This window comes from Microcoleus sp. CZ3-B2, assembly GCF_036705055.1.
In the GTDB taxonomy this organism is placed as follows: Bacteria; Cyanobacteriota; Cyanobacteriia; order Cyanobacteriales; family Microcoleaceae; genus Microcoleus.
Genome location: NZ_JAUBTN010000030.1, coordinates 25,157 through 48,119 on the forward strand (window position 1 = coordinate 25,157; position 22,963 = coordinate 48,119).

A 22,963-nucleotide genomic window follows, 5' to 3' on the forward strand; every position below is an offset into this window, starting at 1 on the left:
GGAGTGCAACCGGAATTTATATTACCAGACTCTGCCTGGTAATACAGAACCAGAGGCTTTACCTCCTTCTATCTCGCCACTTACATGAGAAAGGAGTGTAGGAAGTGGTTAAGTTATTAAGTTTTAGATCCTCAAACAGTCACGGACTTTTCTTTAAATACGTCACTTTATTATTTTCATCAATGCGTATGTATTGTAACCGTTGAAGATCCACGATAATTCTTTCTTGTTCAACCTCAGAAATACCACCTTGAAACTGAAACATAGCATGGATCGAATTCTGAAGGGTACTTCTTCTGGTTGGCTTTAACTTGATAATCCTTTCAAAAACATATTGAATTATATCAGAGTTATTTTGAATTGGTGAGGATTCTTTCCAATTCCCTGCAATTCGATGTTGGGGGTTTTGATTTTCCTCTTCTTTTCTGGCTAGCTGGATCAGCATTTGAGCTAAACGCAACTTCTCCCTGTATCCAAGCTGCTGACACAAGCCAGCGATCTCATCATAGTTCATGACCAATTTTGGTTTGTTAGCTTAATCAAGATCGGTCATATTTTACCATATCTAACCAGTTGCTTTTGCTTCGGGTAGATGGATTAAATTAAACTCGCCAATAAAACCTCCTGGGAGCATCTCAGTTGTGCATTTATAGTGCTGTCCTCGATCGCGAGTACAATACGCGATCGGGGACGCTCGCACGCTCAATAAAAGAACCCAGCGCCGTTTCCCTGCCGAAATCGCGTACCATTTAACCAACAATTAAGACAAAGCCGAGCAATTTTTGGGTTTTATTAATTCAATTTCCCACAGCAGCCGGCTGCTGGCGATTTCGCACTTCCAGATAAATCAACAAAGCATTGACATCAGCCGGATTAACCCCGCCAATTCTCGCAGCTTGGCCAATAGTCAGCGGCCGAATTTTAGTCAACTTTTCCCGCGACTCCTTCGAGAGAGTTGTAATTGCCATATAATCCAAATCCCCCGGCAGTTGACGGCGTTCGTGTTTGGCAATGTCATCAATTTGATTTTGCTGTCTTTGCAAATAACCGGAATATTTGAGGTCAATTTCTACAGCATTTTTCTCGGCTAATTCTAGACTGGAATCACCTAAATTGTAACGTTCCAAATCGACATAATGAAAACCGGGACGGCGCAGCAAATCAGCGAGAGTAATTGAACCTTTAATCGCTTGTTGAGTATCGGCCAAAATCTTCTTCCCCAGCTCGTCGTGTTCTTTGACGCGAGTCGAGTACAAACGGGCTTTTTCCGCGATAATATTAGCTTGTTTGCGCTCAAATAACTCCCAACGGCGATCGCAAATTAAACCGATTTCCCGTCCGAGCGGAGTCAAGCGTTGATCTGCATTGTCCGATCGCAATAATAACCGATATTCCGATCGCGAAGTCAGCATCCGGTAAGGTTCCCGCAAATCCTTCGTACACAAATCATCGATCAAAGTCCCGATATAACTTTGCTCGCGAGGAAACACAATCATCTCCTGATTTTTCGCGAATCTAGCCGCATTAATCCCCGCCACAATCCCCTGTGCCGCCGCCTCTTCATAGCCAGTCGTACCGTTCACCTGACCCGCGCAAAATAGCCCTTCAATCTTCTTAGTCATCAGCGTTGGAAAGCACTGAGTTGCCGGCAAATAATCGTACTCCACAGCATAAGCAGGGCGCATCATCTCGCACTTTTCCAAACCAGGAAGAGTCCGCAGCATTTGCAATTGCAAACTTTCCGGTAAACCAGTCGAAAAACCTTGGATATAAAGTTCAGGAATATCCCTACCTTCCGGTTCAATAAAAATCTGGTGGCTTTCCTTATCCGCAAACCGGACAATCTTATCTTCAATACTCGGACAATAGCGCGGCCCCTTCGCATCAACCCAGCCGCCGTAAACCGGAGAAAGGTGCAAATTGTCTCTAATTAACTGGTGAGTTTCTGGCGTAGTTCGAGTTAGGTAACAAGGCATTTGTTCCCGTTCCACCCAAACTTCAGGATCGAAACTAAACCAACGAACTTCTGCATCTCCCGGCTGCGGTTCCATGTTGGTGTAATCGAGAGTCCGCTTGTCAACTCTTGCCGGAGTTCCTGTTTTCAACCTGCCAGTTTCAAAGCCCAAACGGTTGAGAGTTTCTGTCAAACCGACGGCGGCAAATTCTCCGGCACGTCCGGCCGGCATCGACTTATTGCCAACCCAAATTGTGCCACCTAAAAAAGTTCCAGTGGTGAGAATTACGGCTTTGCATTCAAAGGCAACGCCGAAGTATGTTTCAACGCCGATAATTTCTTCATTTTTGCCCAAAACTAAGTCTGTAACCATCGCTTCGCGGACGGTCAAGTTCTCTTGATTTTCGACAATATTGTTCATCACGGCGGCGTATTCCCGCTTGTCTGTCTGTGCTCTGAGAGCCCAAACTGCGGGGCCTCTCGAAGCGTTGAGGACGCGCTTTTGCAGATAAGTGCGATCGGCCATTTTACCGATTTCGCCGCCCAAGGCATCCACTTCGTTAGTAAGTTGAGTTTTCGCGGGCCCGCCGACAGCCGGATTGCATGGTTGCCACGCAATTTTGTCGAGATTGAGGGTGAGTAAAAGCGTGCGACATCCGAGGCGAGAAGTGGCGAGGGCGGCTTCGCAGCCGGAGTGGCCGGCACCAACTACGATGATGTCGAAACTATCTTGGAATTGTACTGTGGTTTGTGCGGTCATTCGATTTTAGATTTTAGATTTTAGATTTTAAATTGAAGGATTAATTCCGTCTTGAGTCTGGGAAGTAATTAATCCGGGAGCTTGTTTAGTGGATACCATTATATAGTATAATTCAAAATATGTCGTCAAATACAGAGATCAGCAGCAGTTATACCAGCCATTTAAAGGAAATAGCGAAAATGGTAAATCAACTATTTTACGGTGACAATCTTGATGTCCTACGCAGACACATCAAAGACGAATCAGTAGATTTGTGCTACATTGACCCGCCTTTTAACTCAAAACGCAACTACAACCAAATTTACAACAATATTGGCAAGGAAGACCAAGCCCAAGCACAAGCTTTTATTGACACTTGGACTTGGGACAATTATGCCAATCAAGGTTTAGCTGAAATCTTGGAAAATTACCAAGGTAAATTTACATCACAAAGTATCGATCTAATCGCGGGTTTAACAAAGGTCTTGAGCAAAGGTAGTTTATTCGCATATTTGGTTCACATGACTTTGCGAGTAGCTGAAATTCATCGAGTCTTAAAACCTACTGGTAGCTTTTATCTACATTGCGATTCTACAGTTAGTCACTATTTAAAATTAGTATTAGATGCAATTTTTTGTCCCCAGGGGGGAGATTTTATCAATGAAATTGTCTGGAAGCGGACAAATGCTCACAGCGATACTAAACAAGGCCGCAAAGCCTACGGAAATATTACTGATGTGATTTTATACTATAGTAAAAGTAAAGATTATAAATTTAATACTCAATTTCTAGCCTACACTCAAGACTATGTAACAAGCTTTTATAAACATACTGATGCTGATGGGCGACGGTATCAACTTGACAACCTGACTGGTCCTGGCGGTGAAGCAAAAGGCAATCCTTACTATGAAGTTATGGGCGTTAAGCGTTACTGGCGTTACAGTCAGGAAAACATGAATCAGTTAATTGCTGAAGGGCGAGTAATTCAGACTAAACCGGGAACAGTACCACGATACAAACGCTATCTGGATGAAATGTCAGGTACGCCATTGCAGAATATTTGGGATGATATCAAACCCATTCAGTCACAGTCAGCAGAAAGACTTGGCTATCCCACACAAAAGCCTTTAGCTATTTTAGAGAGAATTATTCAAGTTAGCAGCGATGAAGGTGATGTAGTTTTAGATGCTTATTGCGGTTGCGGTACTACCGTCTGCGCCTCTCAACGCCTCAACCGCCAATGGATCGGAATTGACATTACTTATCAAAGTATTAGTTTGATTCTCAAACGCCTTGAGGATTCTTTTGGGAAAGGTGTACTTGAACAACTTAAGTTAAATGGCATTCCTAAAGACATGGAAGCAGCAGTTGCCCTTGCTAACAAAAAAGACGATCGCACTCGCAAAGAATTTGAAAAATGGGCTGTGCTTACCTATACTAATAATCGGGCAACTATTAACGCCAAGAAAGGTGCAGATAAGGGAATAGATGGCATTGCTTACTTTCAAGGTGACAAAGATGAACCAGAAAAGATTATCGTGCAAGTCAAGTCAGGGAAGGTGCAATCAGGAGACATCCGTGATTTGCAAGGAACAATTACCCTCGAACAAGCGGCGCTTGGCATTTTTATCAGTTTAAAAGACCCAACTAAGGACATGATTAAAACTGCCAAATCAGCCGGAATATATCAAAGCAAATATATGAATCAAAGTTCCGATAAAATACAAATTGTTACTATTAGGGAAATGTTAGAACAGAAAAAAAGGCTCGATGTTCGCCTGAGTTTTGAAGTAGTGAAGTCAGCCGAAAAACAAATGGAAGTTAAATCGAAACAGTTAGAACTAGACATTTAGAAAATAGTGATAGAGGAGTTACGGACTGTGCTGCTGCAAAGCTTTGAGATTCTTCGTTTCACTCAGAATGACAGAATTATGTCTAAATGAGTCCAGGACTACTATTCTCTTCACTCCTCTTCTCTACTCTTCCTTCGTGGCCTTCGCGTCTTCGCGGTTCAACAATTCCCTACTGTGGCAATTTTGCGCTATGTTAGACAACAAAATCTCAAGCGTACACAAGTGAAATATTTTTTCTTATCCGACGGCTGGAAAGTCGGGCGCGTCTGGGGGGTTGGTGGCGAGTGGACAGCCGCCGCCTGGAGACGACAGCCGGATATCCAACAGCTCAACCTCTGTCTTTCGGATCGAAATGAAAAAATGTGGCTCTACCGCGTAGAAGACGCTGTACTCATGGTAGAAGTCCAGCCCGGAACCCCTCTAGATCCGGCAGATCCAGGAAAAAATATTGGCAACGTCACCCTTACCAGACTCATCGATGCCGAGCAAGTTCTCGAACGCCTCGGGGCGATCGCCGCCCGCTGCTGGATCGATAGCCCACAATTAATGTAATGTCGAACATATTGCAATCGGTTCTAACACTCGATACACTTCTTTAAATAACTTTCATTTTTATACCTCCTCCTGTGAAGGTAGAAAGGATTCGGCAAAAGGCAGAATTTAAACCCCGGACATCACCGCTCGGGATGGAAAATCTGAATTTTCCGTCAAAATGACATCATCACTTACACCTTGGAGAACCGCAGTCAATGGGACTACCCTGGTATCGCGTACACACAGTCGTCTTAAATGACCCAGGCCGATTGATTTCTGTACACTTAATGCACACTGCCCTCGTGGCAGGTTGGGCCGGCTCGATGGCCCTTTACGAACTAGCAATTTTCGATCCCTCAGACCCAGTTCTGAACCCGATGTGGCGTCAAGGGATGTTCGTGCTGCCCTTCATGACTCGCTTGGGAGTCATCGGTTCTTGGAACGGTTGGAGCGTCACGGGCCAAGGTAACGTCGATCCTGGCTTCTGGTCTTTTGAAGGCGTTGCGATCGCTCACATCATCCTCTCGGGTTTACTGTTCTTAGCAGCAGTCTGGCACTGGGTATTCTGGGACTTGGAGCTCTTCAGAGACTCCCGCACCGGCGAACCCGCCCTCGACTTGCCAAAAATGTTTGGCATTCACCTGTTCCTCTCCGGCTTGCTCTGCTTCGGCTTCGGCGCATTTCACCTTTCGGGACTTTTCGGCCCAGGAATGTGGGTGTCCGACCCCTACGGCCTGACCGGTCACGTCCAGCCAGTGGCGCCTGCTTGGGGCCCTGAAGGCTTCGATCCGTTCAATCCGGGTGGCATCGTGGCTCACCACATTGCAGCGGGCGTAGTCGGCGTAATTGCCGGTTTGTTCCACTTGAGCGTGCGGCCGCCGGAACGTCTTTACAAAGCCCTGCGGATGGGGAATATCGAAACTGTACTTTCTAGCAGTATCGCTGCTGTGTTCTTTGCAGCTTTCGTGGTTGCGGGTACGATGTGGTACGGTTCTGCTGCTACTCCGATCGAACTTTTTGGCCCTACTCGCTATCAGTGGGACAGCAACTATTTCCAACAAGAAATCGATCGCAGAGCCCAAGCTAGCTTAGCCTCCGGCCAAAGCTTCCAACAAGCTTACGAGCAAATTCCCGAAAAATTGGCTTTCTACGACTACGTGGGCAACTCTCCGGCTAAAGGCGGTTTGTTCCGCGCTGGCCCGATGGTCAACGGTGACGGTATCGCCAAAACCTGGCTCGGCCATGCAGTATTTACTGACAGTGAAGGTCGGGTATTGTCGGTGCGCCGCCTCCCGAACTTCTTTGAAACTTTCCCAGTCGTTTTGACGGACAAAGATGGAGTCGTTCGCGCTGACATCCCCTTCCGCCGTGCTGAATCAAAATACAGCTTTGAACAAACAGGAGTTACTGTCAGCTTTTACGGTGGCGAATTTGACGGTCAAACCTTTAATAATCCTCTAGATGTGAAAAGGTTTGCTCTCGCCTCCCAAAAGGGTGAACTCTTTGAATTCGATCGCGAAACCTTGAAGTCTGACGGTGTTTACCGCACTTCGACTCGCGGTTGGTTCACTTTCGGACACGCTTGCTTTGCTTTGTTGTTCTTCTTCGGCCATATCTGGCACGGTTCTCGGACAATCTTCCGCGACGTGTTTGCTGGAGTTGAGGCTGACCTCGAAGAACAAGTCGAGTGGGGCTTGTTCCAAAAACTGGGCGACGTGACCACAAGAAGAGAAGAATCTATCTAGTTTTCGCCAGCCCCACGGGCACGCCGGAAACTTCCCCGGTACAAAAAACCCGGTTTCTTGAAGAAACCGGGTTTTTTTAGTTAAAAATAAAACCAGCAATTAAGATAAAATAAGACGGCAAGGGAAGATAGGGAAAATTTAACATGGAAAGCGTTGCTTACATTTTGATTCTGGCTTTAGCTTTAGGTGTACTATTTTTTGCGATCGCCTTTCGGGAACCACCCCGGATCGGCAAATAATTAGCCCTACGGCGGAGGTCAAGGGGTGTCAACAACGGCCTAAAAACCTTTGTATCTCTCGTTTATAGCCCAGTATCGATCCCCTGGCATACTAAGCGGGAATCGGCTCTAGTCATCAAACAGTAGACTGATACTAGGTTTTAGCTCTAGTTGACACATAAACTCACTGCCGGAGTGCCGAGTCATTTTTCTAGTCCAGTCATTCATCTAACCGCGCGGTCAGATGAATGGCAATTTGCTGGCAACGCCTGTTAAAATCAGCAATCATGCGCTGTTCCTCCTGCCAACATACAAATAGTCGCGTTCTCGAATCGCGTTCAGCCGAATCAGGTCAAAGCATCCGTCGGCGGCGCGAGTGTTTGAGATGCCAGCACCGCTTTACAACTTACGAACGCATAGAATTTGTGCCGATTACAGTGATCAAGCGGGACGGCAAGCGCGAATCTTTTGACAGGTCAAAATTAGTCAGGGGACTGGTTCGGGCCTGCGAAAAAACTGGTTTGTCCTCCGGGCAGCTAGAAACTCTGGCAGAAGAAATTGAAGCGCAACTCCAAGGTCGATCGATCCGAGAACTCGCCAGCTCAGAAATTGGGGAACTGGTATTGTTGCACCTGCGACCCCTGAGCGAAGTCGCTTACGTGCGCTTTGCCTCAGTATATCGGCAGTTTCGAGGTATCAGAGATTTTGTAGATACCCTAAATCACCTTCAAAATCCGCTCAACGAAGCTCTAGAGCCAGAAAATCAGCCTGATTTTGACGCAGATTCCCTCGATGGCGATCGAGTCGATCGAGAAAGCCCCGCATCCTGCGCTACTGGCAGCTAAACTCCCTTAAATTAATTTATAAAGCAGTATGCAGGTAAGTTATAATGATTTACTTGACTCTGAATGTTACGATTAAACGTTTTAACGTAGAGTTTGCACCAATAGCAGTGGCAAGCCCGGATGCAAAGTTGCACCAGGCAAAAGTTAGCAAAAACTGACTTTAGTAAAAGATTTTGCAAGAAGTTAACCGCTTTTTCACCAAAATCTCTCATATTTGCCGGCACAAACGAAAAACATGAAGGAGAGAAATCCTAGGAAACTATTCGCATGGTCAATCTCAAAACCACAGTCAAAGACATCGGCTTTACTCACGAAGATTTTGCAGCCCTACTTGATAAATATGACTATCACTTTAGCCCGGGCGATGTAGTAGCCGGTACAGTTTTTAGTATAGAACCCAGGGGCGCTCTGATTGATATCGGTGCTAAAACAGCAGCGTACATTCCCATTCAGGAAATGTCGATCAATCGAGTGGAAAGCCCTGAAGAGGTATTGCAATCAAACGAAACCAGAGAATTTTTCATCCTCACCGATGAAAATGAAGACGGACAATTAACCCTGTCCATCCGGCGCATCGAGTATATGCGGGCCTGGGAAAGAGTGCGACAACTGCAAGCAGAAGATGCCACGGTGCGATCGCAAGTATTTGCCACCAACCGCGGCGGCGCACTCGTCAGAATTGAAGGGTTGCGAGGCTTTATTCCCGGTTCTCACATCAGTACCCGCAAACCGAAGGAAGAATTAGTCGCCGAAGAATTACCATTAAAATTCTTAGAGGTAGACGAAGACCGCAACCGCCTAGTGTTGAGCCACCGTCGCGCCTTAGTCGAACGGAAGATGAACCGCCTCGAAGTCGGGGAAGTCGTCATCGGTACAGTGCGTGGCATCAAGCCCTACGGTGCCTTTATCGACATCGGCGGAGTCAGCGGCTTGCTGCACATCTCAGAAATTTCGCACGATCACATCGATACGCCTCATAGCGTCTTCAATGTCAACGACGAAGTGAAAGTGATGATCATTGACTTGGACGCTGAGAGAGGCCGGATTTCTCTCTCCACCAAGCAGTTGGAACCCGAACCGGGCGCGATGGTCAAAAATCGCGAATTGGTTTATGAAAAAGCTGAGGAAATGGCAGCTAAGTTCCGCGAAAAAATGCTCGCTCAAAAGCAAGCTAAAGCAGGCATAGACATTCCAGCAGACTCAACAGATGCCTTGGATCTCTCCGACGAAATACTCGAAGACGTACCCTCAGCAATGGAAGAGGACGTGCCGGAGGTAGCAGCCGAAGCCGCAGCCGAAGCCGCACCCGAAGCCGCACCCGAAGCCGCACCCGAAGCAGTAGAGGAAGCAGCAGCCGAAGCCGCACCCGAAGCCGCACCCGAAGCAGTAGAGGAAGCAGCAGCCGAAGCCGCACCCGAAGCAGTAGAGGAGGAAATCCCTGCTGCGACTGTCGAATAACATCGCAGTCACCGTTACAAAAAGAGGGATAATCCCTCTTTTTTTTGCTTCAACCTCGCAATTACCAGATACATCTTGTCCAGTCGATTGACCAGAAAATTGGGTTTCAAGCCTCGCTCTTCTAGGGCGACTTGTTGTGCTAGAATATTGCCGTAGAGTTTGTCTACGTCAAATGCTCGCTCTGGAATTTAAAGCTAAAGGAAAAGCAACCCAATATACAGCAATAAATGAAGCGATTAGAACCGCTCAATTTGTCCGCAACAAGTGCATCCGTTACTGGATGGACAACAAAAGTGTTGGACAGAAAGAGCTTTATCGCTACAACACAGCGCTAAGGGCTGAATTTCCGTTTGTCAAGACTTTAAATTCCCATGCTTGCCAAGGCTCTGTCGAGCGGGCTTATAGTTCAATTGCTCGGTTCTACGACAATTGCAAACGACAAGTTCCCGGTCAAAAGGGCTATCCGAAGTTTAAAAAGAACTGTCGCTCTGTTGAGTATAAGACTTCTGGGTGGTCGCTTTCTGAGACACGCAAACAAATAGTCTTTACTGACAAGAAAGCTATTGGCAAGTTAAGACTAAAAGGGACATGGGATTTAAACTTCTACCAAATAGATCAGATCAAGCGGGTGCGTCTGGTTAAACGTGCTGACGGCTATTACGTCCAATTTGTAATCAGGATTGACCACCAAGTCGAGACAAACTCGACTGGTAGGACAATCGGCTTAGATGTTGGACTCAAAGAGTTTTATACCGACAGCAACGGACATAACGAGCCAAACCCCAGATTTTACAGGAAGAGCCAAAAGCGGTTGAAGTCTAGACAGAGACGTGTTTCTCGCACAAAGAAAGGCTCTACCAATCGAAAGAAAGCCATTAATCGACTAGGGCGAGTACACCTCAAAATAAGTAGGCAGCGTCAAGAACACGCTAAAAGACTAGCGCGTTGCGTCATCCAATCTAACGATTTGGTTGCTTAGGTCGATTTGAGGATTAAAAACCTAGTTAAAAATCATTGTCTCGCCAAGTCGATTAATGATGCTGGCTGGTATCAATTCAGGAAATGGTTGGAGTATTTTGGAGTCAAGCTTGGAAAAATAACGGTAGCCGTTAACCCAGCGTACACTTCTCAAAACTGTTCTAACTGTGGTGCAGTTGTCAAAAAATCACTATCTACGAGGACACACAATTGTCAGTGTGGACTTGAATTAGATAGAGATTGGAATGCGGCTAGGAACATCCTGAATTTTGCCTTGGGTACTACAGGTCATGTAGGAACCTGGATTTTAAATCCGAACGCTTCGGGAGATTCGACCTCTACTCAGGCTGGAGCAATCTTGTCTGAGCAAGTTGGGTCTGTGAACGAAGAATCCCCATGCCTTTAGGCTGGGGAGTGTCAAAACAGAATTATGTAGCGCCATCGAGAACCCGCAACCTCACGGGACACTTCCCCGACAGCACTCTCGACAATTCAAATATATAATTCCGATGCAGCCGGAAACGATAGGATCTAAACCAACATCGCCATCGATTCGCATTAGATATTATATCCATTCCGGTTGCACTCATACATGATGTTGACTGTTAACTGTTAACAGTCAACAGTCAAGAGTGAATTTACTATTCCGATGAAGAGAGGATTTGAGATTAACCATCTCCTGCAGGTATGCGGACAGTAAAAATTGACCCTTTTCCCTCCTCGCTTTCCACCAAAATCTCGCCGCCCATCATCTGACAGTAATAGCGGCTAATTGTGAGTCCCAATCCAGTGCCGCCGTACTTGCGCGTCGCCGAACAATCAGCTTGCACGAAGGCTTCAAACAATTTGTACTGCTGTTCCTCAGACATTCCAATGCCGGTATCTTGAACTCGGAAACAAATCCAATCCGATGCTTCAGCACTAGCAATTGGACAAGCAATCGAGCCTGTAGCAATTGAATTTTCAATACCCGACAGCTTAGCTGCCTTAGATTTTCCGGTTCCCTCAATGCGGCTGACGCTGATTTTTACCAGACCGTTTTTGGTAAACTTAGCAGCATTGCTCAGCAGATGCAGCAGCACTTTCCGCAGTTTCGCAAAATCTGCGTGCATTGTGCCGACAGTTTGAGGATTGCACTCTATTTCTAAAACATTGCCATTCTTTTTTACAGACAATTTAGTCGCAATCTCCACATTATCAACCAGGGATGCAATGTCAAATTCTTCGATTTCGAGTTTCACCTCCCCCCCTTGAATTTTAGACAAATCGAGGATATCGTTAACCAAACATAGCAAGTGCGTACCAGCATTTTGAATCTTATGTAAGTCTGGAACAAAATCCTCTCCTTCAAGCTCTGCCGCCTCTTCTAAAAGTAGTTGGCTGTAGCCGATAATCGCGTTTAAAGGCGTCCGCAACTCGTGGCTCATATTTGCTAAAAACTGGCTTTTGGCAGTGCTAGCAACTAAAGCCTCTTCCTTGGCTTGTTCCAATTCTTTTGTATGTTCCGAAACTCGCTCGATCAGGTGATTGAGAGACACAGCTAACGAGCTTATTTCGTCTTGTCCGGTGACGGGTGCTCGCAAATCAAAATTCGACTCGGCGGCTACTTGTTCGGCCACCTGAGTGAGGCTGACGACTGGTTTGGCGATCGCCCGACTGGTGCGGTAAGCCACCATTCCCGCCACTGCCACCGACAGCAGCATACTCATCATAATTATGGCTTTTTCGATGCCTTGAGCGTCCTCCATAACTGCACCGCTTTGCCGCTCTTGCCGCTGGGCAATATCGAGGATTTTGCTCACTTCCTGAAAGCGAGCTTCGAGTTGTTTTGCACCTTCTCCACTTTCTGTCGCCAACAATTTTCTGGCTGACTCTATCTCGCGAGGCGACAGTTGCGATTGCTGGATTTGCTGCAAAGTTAAAGAGAGAGTATCGGCATAGGATTCTAAATTTTTCGTGCAATCTTGCAGTAAAGTTTTGATAACTTCCGGCTTTGCCGCCAGCCATGCGGGTTCGCTATCGGCAAATCTTTCTATGTCCAGCCGCAGGTTTTTTGCTTTAACAATACTGTTAAAAAACTGCTGTTTTTGGAGTTCCAGCTTGGCCGAATTATCTACAAAAGAATCTAGCTGCGCTCCCTGCAATTGTGCCGCGAGGGCTGCATCTTTAAAATTGCCGAGCAATTGCGCTTGTACGTGAGCCTCATGGAGCTGTGTTAATCCTTTTCCTTGGTAGTAGTCGGCAATCACCAGTCCGCTCATGGAGCCGAGAAAGCCGATTCCTATTGCTAGTAAATACCCGACACCAATTTTTTGATGGATGGGCAACCCCCCAATTTTAACTGGTAAGATTTTGTTGAATTTCAAGGATAATTTATCGACAAAATCCTGAATGTACGAGTTTTGATTGGCGGTTTTTACAGAAGCCAGTTGTTCGGAAAAAAAGAGTGGCATCGGCTTACCTGCATTGCTATTTTGGGGGTTAAGTTTTTGCGTTGCTACAGGTTTTGCCTGCTGATTTAATGCTTCTAACTCTGGATTTGACTCGCCGTTGCCAAACCAAGCCGCCATCGAAAATTTTTCTTTGTTTTCTGTTTTTTTGAGCAAGTTAATTCTTGACATATGCAACCGCTGTATTGTGTTAAAATCTACCACGCTCTTAAGTTTTCCAAACGGAAAAGCTTGTGGGTTTTTCAGCAGACATCTGCGAACAAGTATCTTTCACTCTTGTCGAGTCAAAAGATCAACTTAAATTCGGTTGATGTCTAATAGATAATTAGGCTGTTGATGGTTGTTCCAAATTACTTGTTCGACTTGTAAAAGTCTGCGACAGGCAAAAAATGAAATATTTATCCCGGCAGTGAATTATCGCCGCAGGAAATATTACAGGCAGAAAATTCTGTCTGATGAGTTTTGCTTGTGAATTGTCCAAAGCTGAAATTGTCTGTTGACAATGCACCCGATTCCTCAGCTTTGGAGCTTTGCTGTCAGCAATGCGACGATTGCTTGACGGTTTTTGTTGAGCATGAACATCCGACGAGTTCGTACTACAGACTGTCACAAATGCGGCTGGCGATCGAACTTTTGCACCCTGGGGCGATGGCTTACACCCCGCTAGGCTAGGACTTTTGGCACTGCGGCCCCGCTTTCGAGCAGTCTGAGGCAAAGTCATGCAATTCAAGTATAGCTTTTTGGGTACCGCTTCCGCTGTCGGGGGAGACACAAAGCCTTAGTATTGCTAAGTTAGAGCAATTTACAGTGTTTTCCAAGCCACCAAATCACTCTCCCAGCGATGATGGATTTATTGGCGCGAGATTGGGGAGCATCTGGTGTTTTGTATTTATAGAACCCAAACTCGCGGTGAAAATAAATTGAGCAACAGCGAATCAATTTTGTGGTAGTGCGCTATGATTTTTTTTATCTGTATTCGGCAATCTTGATAAATGTATAAAGCCTACAAGTACAGAATTTATCCCACAGGTGGGCAAGAAGTCTTGCTTGCAAAGTCTTTTGGCTGCGCGAGATGGTTCTGGAACTACGCTTTAAATCTATGTCAAGAAACTTACAAGAATACTGGGAAAGGACTGTAAGCGGGCATACATACAAGGCTTGCTCCCTAACCTCAAAAAAGAGTACGAATGGTTAAAAGAGCCTTATTCTCAATGTTTGCAGGTGGTCGCCCTCAATTTATCTACTGCCTATAAAAATTTCTTTGACAAGAGGGCAATGCCGCCCAAATTCAAAGCCAAGCACGGTAGGCAGTCGATTAGTTATCCTCAAAATGTTAAATTCGACGGTGACTATATCCATCTACCCAAGATTGGATTAGTCCATTGTCGGCGACATCGTGACTTTGAGGGAAACATTAAGACTGTTACCGTGTCTCGGAACCCGGACGGTAAACATTTTGTTTCTGTTTTGATCTCGGATGGGAAAGAAAAACCTGAATTCGTTCCAGCGGATCAAGCTATTGGCATCGATGTAGGGTTAACTCATTTTGCGATCGCCAGTGATGGTTCTAAGTTTGGCAATCCCAAACACTTTGTCAAGGGTCAACGAAACTTGAAACGCAAGCAGCAAAAGCTTGCTAGTAAAAATAAAAACAGTCAAAACAGGAAAAAGGCAAAACTGGCGGTGGCAAAAGTCCACTCCAAAATAGCCCGGTGTCGCGAAGATTTTCTGCACAAGCTATCCCGCAAGATAGTTGACGAAAACCAAGTTATTGCAGTGGAAAATCTCAATATTAAAGGCATGGTAAAGAATCATAATTTAGCCAAAGCTATTAGCGATGTTGGTTGGGGTATGTTCTGTACGATGCTTAAGTACAAGTCCGAGAGTGAAGGAAAACGATATGTCGAAATCGATAGATGGTTTCCTAGCTCTAAGACTTGCCATATATGCCTAAATCGAGTTGATAATCTCACTCTTGATATTAGAGCATGGAGTTGTCAGCATTGTGGTCATCACCACGATCGCGATGTCAACGCCGCCATCAACATTAGGAATGAAGCCTTGCGGATTTTGGCGTTAGGAACTAGCGCTTCTGCCGGAGGAGGGGATGTAAGTGGACAAGAGTAAAACTTCGGTTTTGTTGGACGCCCCGCCCCGTTGAATCAGGAAGCTGGCGCTGTACCACTTAAGTGGTCAGCGTCTGGTAGTTCACGTCGTATACTCGGCATTAATCTTCACGTAATCGTAACTCAAATCGCATCCCCAAGCCTTCGCAAAACCGCCGCCATTCCCGACACCAACCTGAATTAAAACCGTGTCTCCCTTCAAATATTCTCCCGAAGCGGCCGCTTTCATATAATTACTCGCAGCAGATTTATCGAACTCTTTGGGTTGGCCGTTTTCCATCATCAAAAAATCTCCCAATTGAATCCGCAAATTCTCCTGTTCAAAAGGAACACCAGCGCGCCCCGCAGCCGCCGCAATCCTGCCCCAATTGGGATCGCGTCCGAAAATAGCAGCTTTCACCAAAGAAGAACCGACTATTGTTTTGGCAATTTTACTGGCAGAAACTTCGTCGGCGGCACCGCTAACTTGCACTTCTACCAAACAAGTTGCACCTTCGCCGTCGCGGGCGATCGCCTTTGCTAAATGCACGCAAACTTCTGTCAGCATCGCCTCTAATTTTTCAGCCTCCGGGCCCATTTCTGTAATCGCCGGGGTGCGAGATTGACCGTTGGCCAAAGCAATGAGCGAATCGTTGGTACTGGTATCGCCGTCAACTGTAATTTGATTGAAACTTCTGTCAGCAGCTCGACTCAGCATTTCTTGCCACAAATGCGAGGATACTGCTGCATCACAGGTTACAAATGCTAGCATTGTTGCCATATTCGGGTGAATCATTCCCGAACCTTTGCAAATGCCGCCGACGCGCACGGTGCGATCGCCAAACACAGTTTCTAGGGCGATCGTTTTCGGCACTAAATCAGTCGTACAAATAGCCTTCGCCGCCGCATCGGAACCAGTTTCCGATGCCTCAGCAACTAATCGCGGAATTCCCGCCCTCAGCGGTTCCATTTTAATCCGCTGTCCGATTACTCCTGTGGAGGCCAAAAGAATCGATTCTGGAGGAATATTTAGCGCTTCTCCCAACAATTTGGCACTTTCTAGGGCATCTGCCAAACCTTGTTCGCCAGTAGCGGCATTTGCTTGTCCCGCATTGCACAAAATTGCTTTGGCGCTGGGTTTAGTTTGCAAACGCTGGCGGCAGTAGTCCACGCAAGCGGCCCGGACGGTGGATGTAGTGAAGACTCCTGCGGCGATCGCGTCTACTTCTGACAAAATTAAACTTAAATCCGGCAAGCCTGAAGGCTTCAAACCCGCTGTAATTCCCGATGCTCGATATCCTCTGGGTGCTGTAACTCCGCCGTCAATTACTTTCCACTCCGACATGATGACCTCCCTAGTAGCCTTCAATCTTCTGAAGAGGGATTATATCACTTTGAATTTTAGATTTTAGATACTTCGGCTTCGCTGGCTCACAACTTTTAGATTTGAGATTGCCCGCGACTGATGATTTGGTAAGGGTTGCTCGTTTTCCGGTTTTTCGGCGGGGAAATGCCGTTAAGCGAGGCTGTGCTTTACTTTTTGTATTTAACTAGCCCAAAAAAAATTAATCGCGACTTGCTTTCTAGAGATCGAACTCAAGAAGAAGTCGCGACGGTTTTGTAACTGTCATTATTAATTTTTAGCTAAAAACAACAAACTCGATTCAACTGTCTCGCTGTTGAAAAAACGAGTTATTTGCGATCGATACTCGCTGGAGAACCAGCATCTAAACCAACTTCAGCAGCCACACGGCTCAGCATGGATTCCTGACGGTTTTTGACGACGTGTTGGTGGCGCATCATCAGGCTGCGGGCTTGTTCTTGAGTTGACATAACTGGTTTCTCCAAAAAATTATCGGTAATAACTTCGTAGACAATTAGGGAAATTGAGCTTGCCTTAGCTCATGGTGGCGTTGCTGCGATCGTAACTGGATCGAAGGCTTGGCTGCGCTTTGCCTTGAATGTGGCCCCAGTAATTGGTATCTTCCATCCCGACTTCGCTAGCGGTGCGGTTGAGCATGGATTGCTGCCGGTTCTTCACCATGTGGTGGTGGCGCATCATCAGAGAGCGGGCTTGATTTTCGGTAGACATATGCGGTTCCTCCGTATTTTTTTATTTCAATGTTGAATTATTTTTTTAGTCCTATTTATGACTATAACAGATAATTCTGTATCTAATGCTACCGAATTAAAATTGTCACAAAATTTTACAATCGCTCGGTAGATCGAGAGTGCAGAAAGTGCGATCGGGCTTTGGGTAATTGATTCAGCCTGCAATCTCAAGCAGCGATCGTTCCTTGAGGTTGTGAATAAAGGCTGGACGGGCGATCGCAAATATTGACCGACAACCAAACTCTAGAATATTGCTAGATCAGTTTGCTTGTAGGTCAGCGACAGGTGAGGGACACTGTAGGGAGTCTGGTAAAAAGTTATTTCGGTAAACTGGCTTGCTAGATAGTTCCTAGAAAACTAGCCAGTCATGGCCTAAAGCATTGATAATTCGTAATCTTACTGAAAATTTGGCACTGAGAACAGAAAATGGCTTTGATTTTGACATTTTTGGGCAAAGGCGGCACTGGCCGCAGCACGATCGCGATCGCAACAGCTAAAAAATACGCAGCTCAAGGCAAGCGAGTTCTGCTGCTCGGCCAAGATCCGGGCCCTGCATTGGGTATTTTGCTAGGAGTTCCCCTGACTCCGAACCCCCAGGAAATCGCCCCCAACCTCAAAGCAGTTCAGGTGCAAAGCGCGCCACTGCTAGAACGCAGGTGGGACGAAGTTAAAAAACTGGAAGCTCAATATGTCCGTACCCCATTTTTCAAACAGATTTATGGTCAAGAATTGGGAGTTTTACCGGGAATGGACAGCGCCCTAGCGTTGAACGAACTTCGGGAATATGAGGACAGCAAACAATACGATGTAATTGTCTATGACGGCAATGGCGGCATGGATACGCTGCGGATGCTGGGAATGCCGGAAATTCTGAGCTGGTACATCCGCAGGTTCCGCCAAGCTTTGGTAGATTCGGATTTGGGGAAAGCGCTTTCGCCTTTTATTCAACCGGTTGTCAGTACCGTGTTGACTGTGGATATGTCGGGAGACAATGCTTTTCAATCTACCAAGCAAGTCGATAATCTGTTGGATAAGGGTAAGGAAGCGCTGGCAGATCCGAACCGCACGGCGGCTTATTTGGTGACGACTGGGGATGCAAGTGCGATCGCCACGGCCCGCTATCTTTGGGGAAGTTCTCAACAAGTTGGCTTGACTGTGGGCGGTGTCATTGTTAATCAAGCACCGGTTACAGAAGCTATTACTGCAGATTTTGAGCCTTTGACGGCGGTTTCGGTTCCAGCGCACAGTGACAGTAACTGGCAGCCCTTAATTGATGCTTTGCCCGATTTTTCTGAGGCCGCAAAAGCTCCTAAACCGATTAACATCAACATTGCACAGCGTCAAGTTAGTTTGTTTTTGCCTGGGTTTGATAAGAAAGAAATTAAATTGATTCAATCCGGGCCGGAAGTGACCATCGAAGCGGGCGATCAGCGGCGCAATATTTTGCTACCTCCGGCGCTAACTGGGAAGTCTGTTACTGGTGCTAAATTCCAAAATGGTTACTTGATTGTTTCTTTTTAGGGTAAGGAAGAAGGCACTCTCAGAGATTTTGATACGGATACACCGATGAATTATCGAGTTCTCTAATATCATTTCTCGTTGATTCGCGATCGTATAATTTGTGCGATCGTCGTGGCGGGTTTCACCCACCATAATCGCCGGAAACAAACAATCTCAACAACCTGTCCCCACCCAACGGTAAATCGCCATGTAGATTCAGATTGACCGTGGGGCGGGGGCAGGTTTATTTATCCTTTGAATGATTGCGAAGATTTCTGATAAAACTCGTCCCTACGAAGGACGGAATTGATATCATTTACAATACAATATTATTAGCAGCAAATTTGGGGAAACAGCAATGGTTACACAACTGCAATCTCCCGACAAATCAAATATTATCTACCCCGACGACAACGGAGAACCAATGTCAGACAATACTGAACAATTCCGATTAATCGTCTGGATTAAGGAAAACTTAGAACTATTGTTTGCGAACGATCCGAATGTTTTTGTGGCAGGCGACTTGCTTTGGTATCCTGTTGAAGGAAATAATAAACTTTGCCAAGCACCAGATGTGATGGTAGTTTTTGGGATACCAAAAGGTTATCGTGGTTCCTATAAACAGTGGAATGAAGATAAGATTTCGCCGCAAGTTGTGTTTGAAATTTGGTCGCCGGGAAATCGTCCGGCTCCCATGATTAAAAAATTCAAATTTTACGAACGTTACGGTGTGGAAGAATACTATTTGTACGACAGGCAAACATTAGAATTGACAGGATGGCAGCGGGTTGAGGAAGAGTTAGAGGCGATCGAACAAATCGACGGTTGGATTAGTCCGAGATTGGGGGTGCGCTTTGGATTGTCTGAAACTGGACTCGAAATGTTCGGGCCGTCGGGAGAACCGTTTGTGAGTTTTGTGGAACTCGCGCAATTGCGGCAGCAGGCGGAAGCACGGGCTCAGGAAGCAGAAGCTTTGCTGGAACAAGAACGATCGCGATCGCAAGCTTTAGAATCAAGACTCCGAGAAATGGGAATCGACCCCAATCAATTGTAATTGCAACTCGTAGAGGTTCGATCGTTCGGACTTTAGGACTTACCCAAACTGATATTAGTTTCCAAAAGTAATTAAACTGTAGATAAAGCTCCCAACCTCGATCTCACCTGTCCTTCCCCAGCTCAAATCTAAAATCTAAAGTCTAAAATCCTATGACTTTGCTATAGTAGTGTCACTTTACCTAATTTCCAACCCTGCTTCAACACTGCAGAGCAGACCGACACACCTTAGACGGCGACCCAGAGGCGATGATTCTTGGCCTCTACCTGAAAAGTCAGTCGTCTGTCGCCGATGTCGTGCAGGATTCGCCCCCATAAAAGGAGAAATAATCATTGTCACGTCGCTACCTGTTCACCTCTGAATCTGTTACCGAAGGCCATCCCGATAAAATCTGCGATCAAATTTCAGATACAATCCTAGATGCCTTGCTGACCGAAGACCCTAAAAGCCGCGTCGCCGCCGAAGTTGTCGTCAACACGGGTTTGATGCTGCTCACGGGCGAAATTACCACAAAAGCGCAGGTAAATTACATAGAATTAGCGCGGAAAAAAATAGCCGATATTGGTTACATCCACGCTGACAACGGCTTTTCTGCCAATAGCTGCTCGGTGTTGGTGGCTCTAGACTCTCAGTCTCCCGATATTGCCCAAGGTGTCAATACGGCTCAGGAAAGCCGGGAAGAAGCTAGCGAAGAGGAATTGGATGCTATCGGCGCGGGCGACCAAGGTTTGATGTTTGGTTTTGCTTGCAACGAAACGCCGGAATTGATGCCTCTGCCGATCAGCTTAGCGCACCGGATCTGCCGTCAATTGGCCACAGTCCGCAAAACAGGTCAGTTATCTTATCTGCGTCCCGATGGCAAAAGCCAAGTTACGGTAATTTACGAAGACGGAAAACCTGTTGGTATCGATACGATCTTAATTTCTACGCAGCACACTGAGGCGATCGGCGATATCACAGAAACAGCCGCGGTTCAAGCCAAGATTAAAGAAGACCTTTGGACTGCTGTCGTCCAACCAGTGTTTGCCGATATTAGCGTCAAGCCGGATTCAGAAACTCGCTTCCTTGTCAACCCTACCGGCAAATTTGTAGTCGGCGGGCCTCAAGGAGATTCGGGTTTGACGGGCCGCAAAATTATTGTGGATACCTACGGCGGCTATTCTCGCCACGGCGGCGGTGCTTTTTCTGGAAAAGACCCCACGAAGGTAGACCGCAGCGCGGCTTATGCTTGTCGCTACGTTGCTAAAAATATCGTGGCGGCCGGTTTGGCCGAAAAGTGTGAAGTGCAGTTGAGTTATGCGATCGGCGTGGCGCGGCCTGTCAGCATGATGATCGAAACTTTTGGGACGGGGAAAGTTGATGACGATCGGCTTTTGGAAGTTGTGAAGCAGCATTTTGAACTGCGTCCTGCAGGGATAATTCACGCATTTAACTTGCAGAATTTGCCGGCAGAAAGAGGCGGCCGTTTCTATCAAGATGTGGCGGCTTACGGTCACTTCGGGCGCACTGATTTAGAGTTGCCTTGGGAGCAAACTGACAAGGCCGAGCTTTTGAAAGCAGCTTTGAGCCAGAAGTTGTCTGGAGTAGCTGCATAGCACAATTTCAGGGCTGGTCAGTAAAATTTCAGGGGCGGGCTAGCGTGCCCGCCCCACAAGAAATTTTATTGTTTGTGGAACGGGCACGCGAGCCCGTTGCTAACAGCCCACAAGAAATTTTATTAATTGTGGAACGGGCACGCGAGCCCGTTGCTAATATTGACACCTAATGCGAGTTATAAAAAATCGTGCAAAATCTTGTAAATCCCTAGATTAAATGCCATTTTTAGAGCGATTCCAGTCAGCAATTCACAGTTTCAAATCTTTATTTAAACAGCAGTTTGCGGTTTTAGTTGACGCGAAAAATGAAATAACGATTCCCAGAACATTTACGCCCCATCACACGGGAATTCGCGGCGTTTGGATACCCAGCACCGACTGCAAAGTTCTCACCTCAAAACAGCGGATTGCTGAAGCAATGGACTTTCTGGCAGATACGGGATTTAATACAGTTTTTCCTGTTGTTTGGAACCGGGGTTTTACTGCTTATCCTTCTCAAATTATGCGCGAACAATTTGGGATAGAAATAGATGCGCGCTATCAAGGGCGCGACCCTCTGGCAGAATTAATTGTTGAGGCGAATAGAGTTGGTTTAAAAGTTATTCCTTGGTTTGAATACGGATTTGTGAGTTCTTACAATCTCAATGGCGGTCATTTGCTGGCGAAAAAACCTGAGTGGGCGGCTCGCGATTGCAGCGGCAATTTACTTAAAAAAAATAAGTTTGAATGGATGAATTCTCTTGATGGGGAAGTTCAAGATTTTTTGCTGGGGTTGATGCTGGAAGTTGCTAGGAATTATCCGGTAAATGGGGTTCAAGGAGACGATCGCATTGCGCTTCCTTCCGAAGGCGGTTATGACGAAAAAACGGTTAAACGCTACCTGCAAGAGTGCGGGAGAGAAGCGCCACAGAATCCGAGAGAGCAACATTGGCTGCACTGGCGCGCCGATATTATTACTGAGTTTGTGGCTCGCTTGCACCGAGAATTGAAGGCTATTAATCCTGATTTGTTGCTGTCGCTTTCGCCTAGTCCCTATGAATGGGGACTGGTGGAATATTTGCAAGATTCTCAAACTTGGGTTGACAAAAAGTTGGTTGATATGCTTCATCCCCAGTTTTACCGCCGGGATTTTAAGGCTTACAAACAATTGGTCGATCGACTCGTTGACCAACAGCTTAGCGGCGAACAACTGCACTGCGTATCCCCCGGTATTTTGTTAGCGAATCGAGGTAGTAAGTATAGCATGAATCCTGAGCTATTGTTGCAAGTAATTGCTTACAACCGCGCCCGCGGCATTCAAGGAGAAGTGCTGTTTTTTTACGAAGGTTTGCGAGATAACGGTAACGCTTTGGCTGAGGTTTTGAAAAACGGGCCCTACGGGTAAGATACTGTCCGGGAATTGGGCTGTTTCCGGTTCGCTGCGTTCAACGGAGCCGATCGCTCTTTGAACCTAACTTGCTCTAAAATTATATAGCGCAGTTCGCCTAGTCAAGAGCGCGGCGATGCCAAGTAACAAACACTACTAACTTTCTTGCCGATCGCCAAAACAACTTAGATAATTAATTATTGAGGAATTGCCAAAAATAGTCGAATTCGACATATTTTAAAAGTAGTACAAGTTTTATGAGAATTTGAGTTTTGTAGGTGCAGCTAATTTTTTTTTATGAGCCCGCCCAAAAACAGGTACAAGTCGCTGATGCGAGAGTCAGTGTCTAACTAAAAAAAATCAACCAGAGTTTAAGCTTCCCGATTAATCTGTGGAGCAATTCTAAAATCTAAAATCTAAAATCTAAAATGGACGCTTCGGTGAGTTTAAAAGAGCA

At 46.2% G+C, this 22,963-nt stretch carries 17 protein-coding genes and 2 pseudogenes; 13 read left to right on the top strand and 6 right to left on the bottom strand.

All coding sequences use genetic code 11. The features are described 5' to 3' along the window. Positions 1 to 139 precede the first annotated feature (139 nt). Both QUA97_RS15350 and mnmG read right to left on the bottom strand, forming a co-directional pair. On the bottom strand, positions 140 to 514 hold the full coding sequence (locus QUA97_RS15350) for a hypothetical protein (RefSeq protein ID WP_194069945.1): 375 nt from the start codon (positions 512 to 514) through the stop codon (positions 140 to 142). A gap of 283 nt (positions 515 to 797) precedes the next feature. Then, positions 798 to 2,714, bottom strand: a complete 1,917-nt coding sequence (gene mnmG / locus QUA97_RS15355) for a tRNA uridine-5-carboxymethylaminomethyl(34) synthesis enzyme MnmG (RefSeq protein ID WP_333195148.1) — start codon at positions 2,712 to 2,714, stop codon at positions 798 to 800. A 179-nt stretch (positions 2,715 to 2,893) separates the two neighbouring features. Here mnmG and QUA97_RS15360 point away from each other — a divergent pair, with 179 nt between their 5' ends. The 7 genes and pseudogenes from QUA97_RS15360 (at position 2,894) to QUA97_RS15390 (ending at position 10,730) form a co-directional block, all read left to right on the top strand. Next, complete coding sequence (locus QUA97_RS15360; protein WP_333195149.1) at positions 2,894 to 4,546, top strand: site-specific DNA-methyltransferase; 1,653 nt, start codon at positions 2,894 to 2,896, stop codon at positions 4,544 to 4,546. 222 nt (positions 4,547 to 4,768) lie between these two features. After that, entirely contained in the window at positions 4,769 to 5,098 is a 330-nt protein-coding gene (locus QUA97_RS15365) for a hypothetical protein (protein WP_194069962.1), read from the top strand. A gap of 197 nt (positions 5,099 to 5,295) precedes the next feature. Further along, complete coding sequence (gene psbB, locus QUA97_RS15370) at positions 5,296 to 6,825, top strand: photosystem II chlorophyll-binding protein CP47 (protein ID WP_194069939.1); 1,530 nt, start codon at positions 5,296 to 5,298, stop codon at positions 6,823 to 6,825. Between the two features lie 143 nt (positions 6,826 to 6,968). Further along, positions 6,969 to 7,064 carry a photosystem II reaction center protein T gene (locus QUA97_RS15375; RefSeq protein WP_083622085.1) on the top strand — a complete coding sequence of 32 codons (96 nt, stop codon included), beginning with the start codon at positions 6,969 to 6,971 and terminating at the stop codon, positions 7,062 to 7,064. 266 nt (positions 7,065 to 7,330) lie between these two features. Beyond that, positions 7,331 to 7,888, top strand: a complete 558-nt coding sequence (gene nrdR, locus QUA97_RS15380; protein ID WP_194009242.1) for a transcriptional regulator NrdR — start codon at positions 7,331 to 7,333, stop codon at positions 7,886 to 7,888. Positions 7,889 to 8,155: 267 nt separating this feature from the next. After that, positions 8,156 to 9,346 carry a 30S ribosomal protein S1 gene (locus tag QUA97_RS15385; RefSeq protein ID WP_194069937.1) on the top strand — a complete coding sequence of 397 codons (1,191 nt, stop codon included), beginning with the start codon at positions 8,156 to 8,158 and terminating at the stop codon, positions 9,344 to 9,346. A gap of 172 nt (positions 9,347 to 9,518) precedes the next feature. Then, positions 9,519 to 10,730: pseudogene (locus tag QUA97_RS15390) on the top strand (RNA-guided endonuclease InsQ/TnpB family protein). A 262-nt stretch (positions 10,731 to 10,992) separates the two neighbouring features. Here QUA97_RS15390 and QUA97_RS15395 read toward each other — a convergent pair. After that, positions 10,993 to 12,978: a sensor histidine kinase gene (locus QUA97_RS15395; RefSeq protein WP_333195150.1), complete on the bottom strand. Its 1,986-nt coding sequence runs from the start codon at positions 12,976 to 12,978 to the stop codon at positions 10,993 to 10,995. Positions 12,979 to 13,242: 264 nt separating this feature from the next. Here QUA97_RS15395 and QUA97_RS15400 point away from each other — a divergent pair, with 264 nt between their 5' ends. Beyond that, positions 13,243 to 13,446 (top strand): hypothetical protein, encoded by a 204-nt coding sequence (locus QUA97_RS15400; protein ID WP_194070211.1) that lies wholly within the window; start codon positions 13,243 to 13,245, stop codon positions 13,444 to 13,446. A 320-nt stretch (positions 13,447 to 13,766) separates the two neighbouring features. Further along, positions 13,767 to 14,935 (top strand): annotated as a pseudogene (locus tag QUA97_RS15405) (RNA-guided endonuclease InsQ/TnpB family protein). 47 nt (positions 14,936 to 14,982) lie between these two features. On the opposite strand, the gene argJ reads toward QUA97_RS15405, so the two are convergent. The 3 genes from argJ to QUA97_RS15420 all read right to left on the bottom strand — a co-directional run bounded on the left by argJ (position 14,983) and on the right by QUA97_RS15420 (position 16,971). After that, positions 14,983 to 16,224, bottom strand: a complete 1,242-nt coding sequence (gene argJ / locus QUA97_RS15410; protein ID WP_194070209.1) for a bifunctional ornithine acetyltransferase/N-acetylglutamate synthase — start codon at positions 16,222 to 16,224, stop codon at positions 14,983 to 14,985. Between the two features lie 347 nt (positions 16,225 to 16,571). Further along, positions 16,572 to 16,712, bottom strand: coding sequence for a hypothetical protein (locus QUA97_RS15415; protein ID WP_194009217.1), 141 nt, complete (start codon positions 16,710 to 16,712; stop codon positions 16,572 to 16,574). Between the two features lie 64 nt (positions 16,713 to 16,776). After that, entirely contained in the window at positions 16,777 to 16,971 is a 195-nt protein-coding gene (locus QUA97_RS15420; protein ID WP_194009216.1) for a hypothetical protein, read from the bottom strand. Positions 16,972 to 17,417: 446 nt separating this feature from the next. On the opposite strand from QUA97_RS15420, the gene QUA97_RS15425 reads away from it, so the two are divergent. From QUA97_RS15425 to QUA97_RS15440, 4 genes are all read left to right on the top strand, one after another. Beyond that, positions 17,418 to 18,512 carry a Get3/ArsA fold putative tail anchor-mediating ATPase NosAFP gene (locus QUA97_RS15425; RefSeq protein ID WP_333195151.1) on the top strand — a complete coding sequence of 365 codons (1,095 nt, stop codon included), beginning with the start codon at positions 17,418 to 17,420 and terminating at the stop codon, positions 18,510 to 18,512. A 337-nt stretch (positions 18,513 to 18,849) separates the two neighbouring features. Then, positions 18,850 to 19,545, top strand: coding sequence for a Uma2 family endonuclease (locus tag QUA97_RS15430; RefSeq protein WP_194070205.1), 696 nt, complete (start codon positions 18,850 to 18,852; stop codon positions 19,543 to 19,545). A gap of 332 nt (positions 19,546 to 19,877) precedes the next feature. Continuing rightward, the gene (metK, locus tag QUA97_RS15435) at positions 19,878 to 21,140 is read left to right on the top strand and encodes a methionine adenosyltransferase (RefSeq protein ID WP_194009212.1); all 1,263 of its coding nucleotides are present in this window, start codon (positions 19,878 to 19,880) and stop codon (positions 21,138 to 21,140) included. 217 nt (positions 21,141 to 21,357) lie between these two features. Continuing rightward, positions 21,358 to 22,524: a glycoside hydrolase family 10 protein gene (locus tag QUA97_RS15440; RefSeq protein WP_194009211.1), complete on the top strand. Its 1,167-nt coding sequence runs from the start codon at positions 21,358 to 21,360 to the stop codon at positions 22,522 to 22,524. The last annotated feature ends 439 nt before the right edge of the window (positions 22,525 to 22,963 follow it).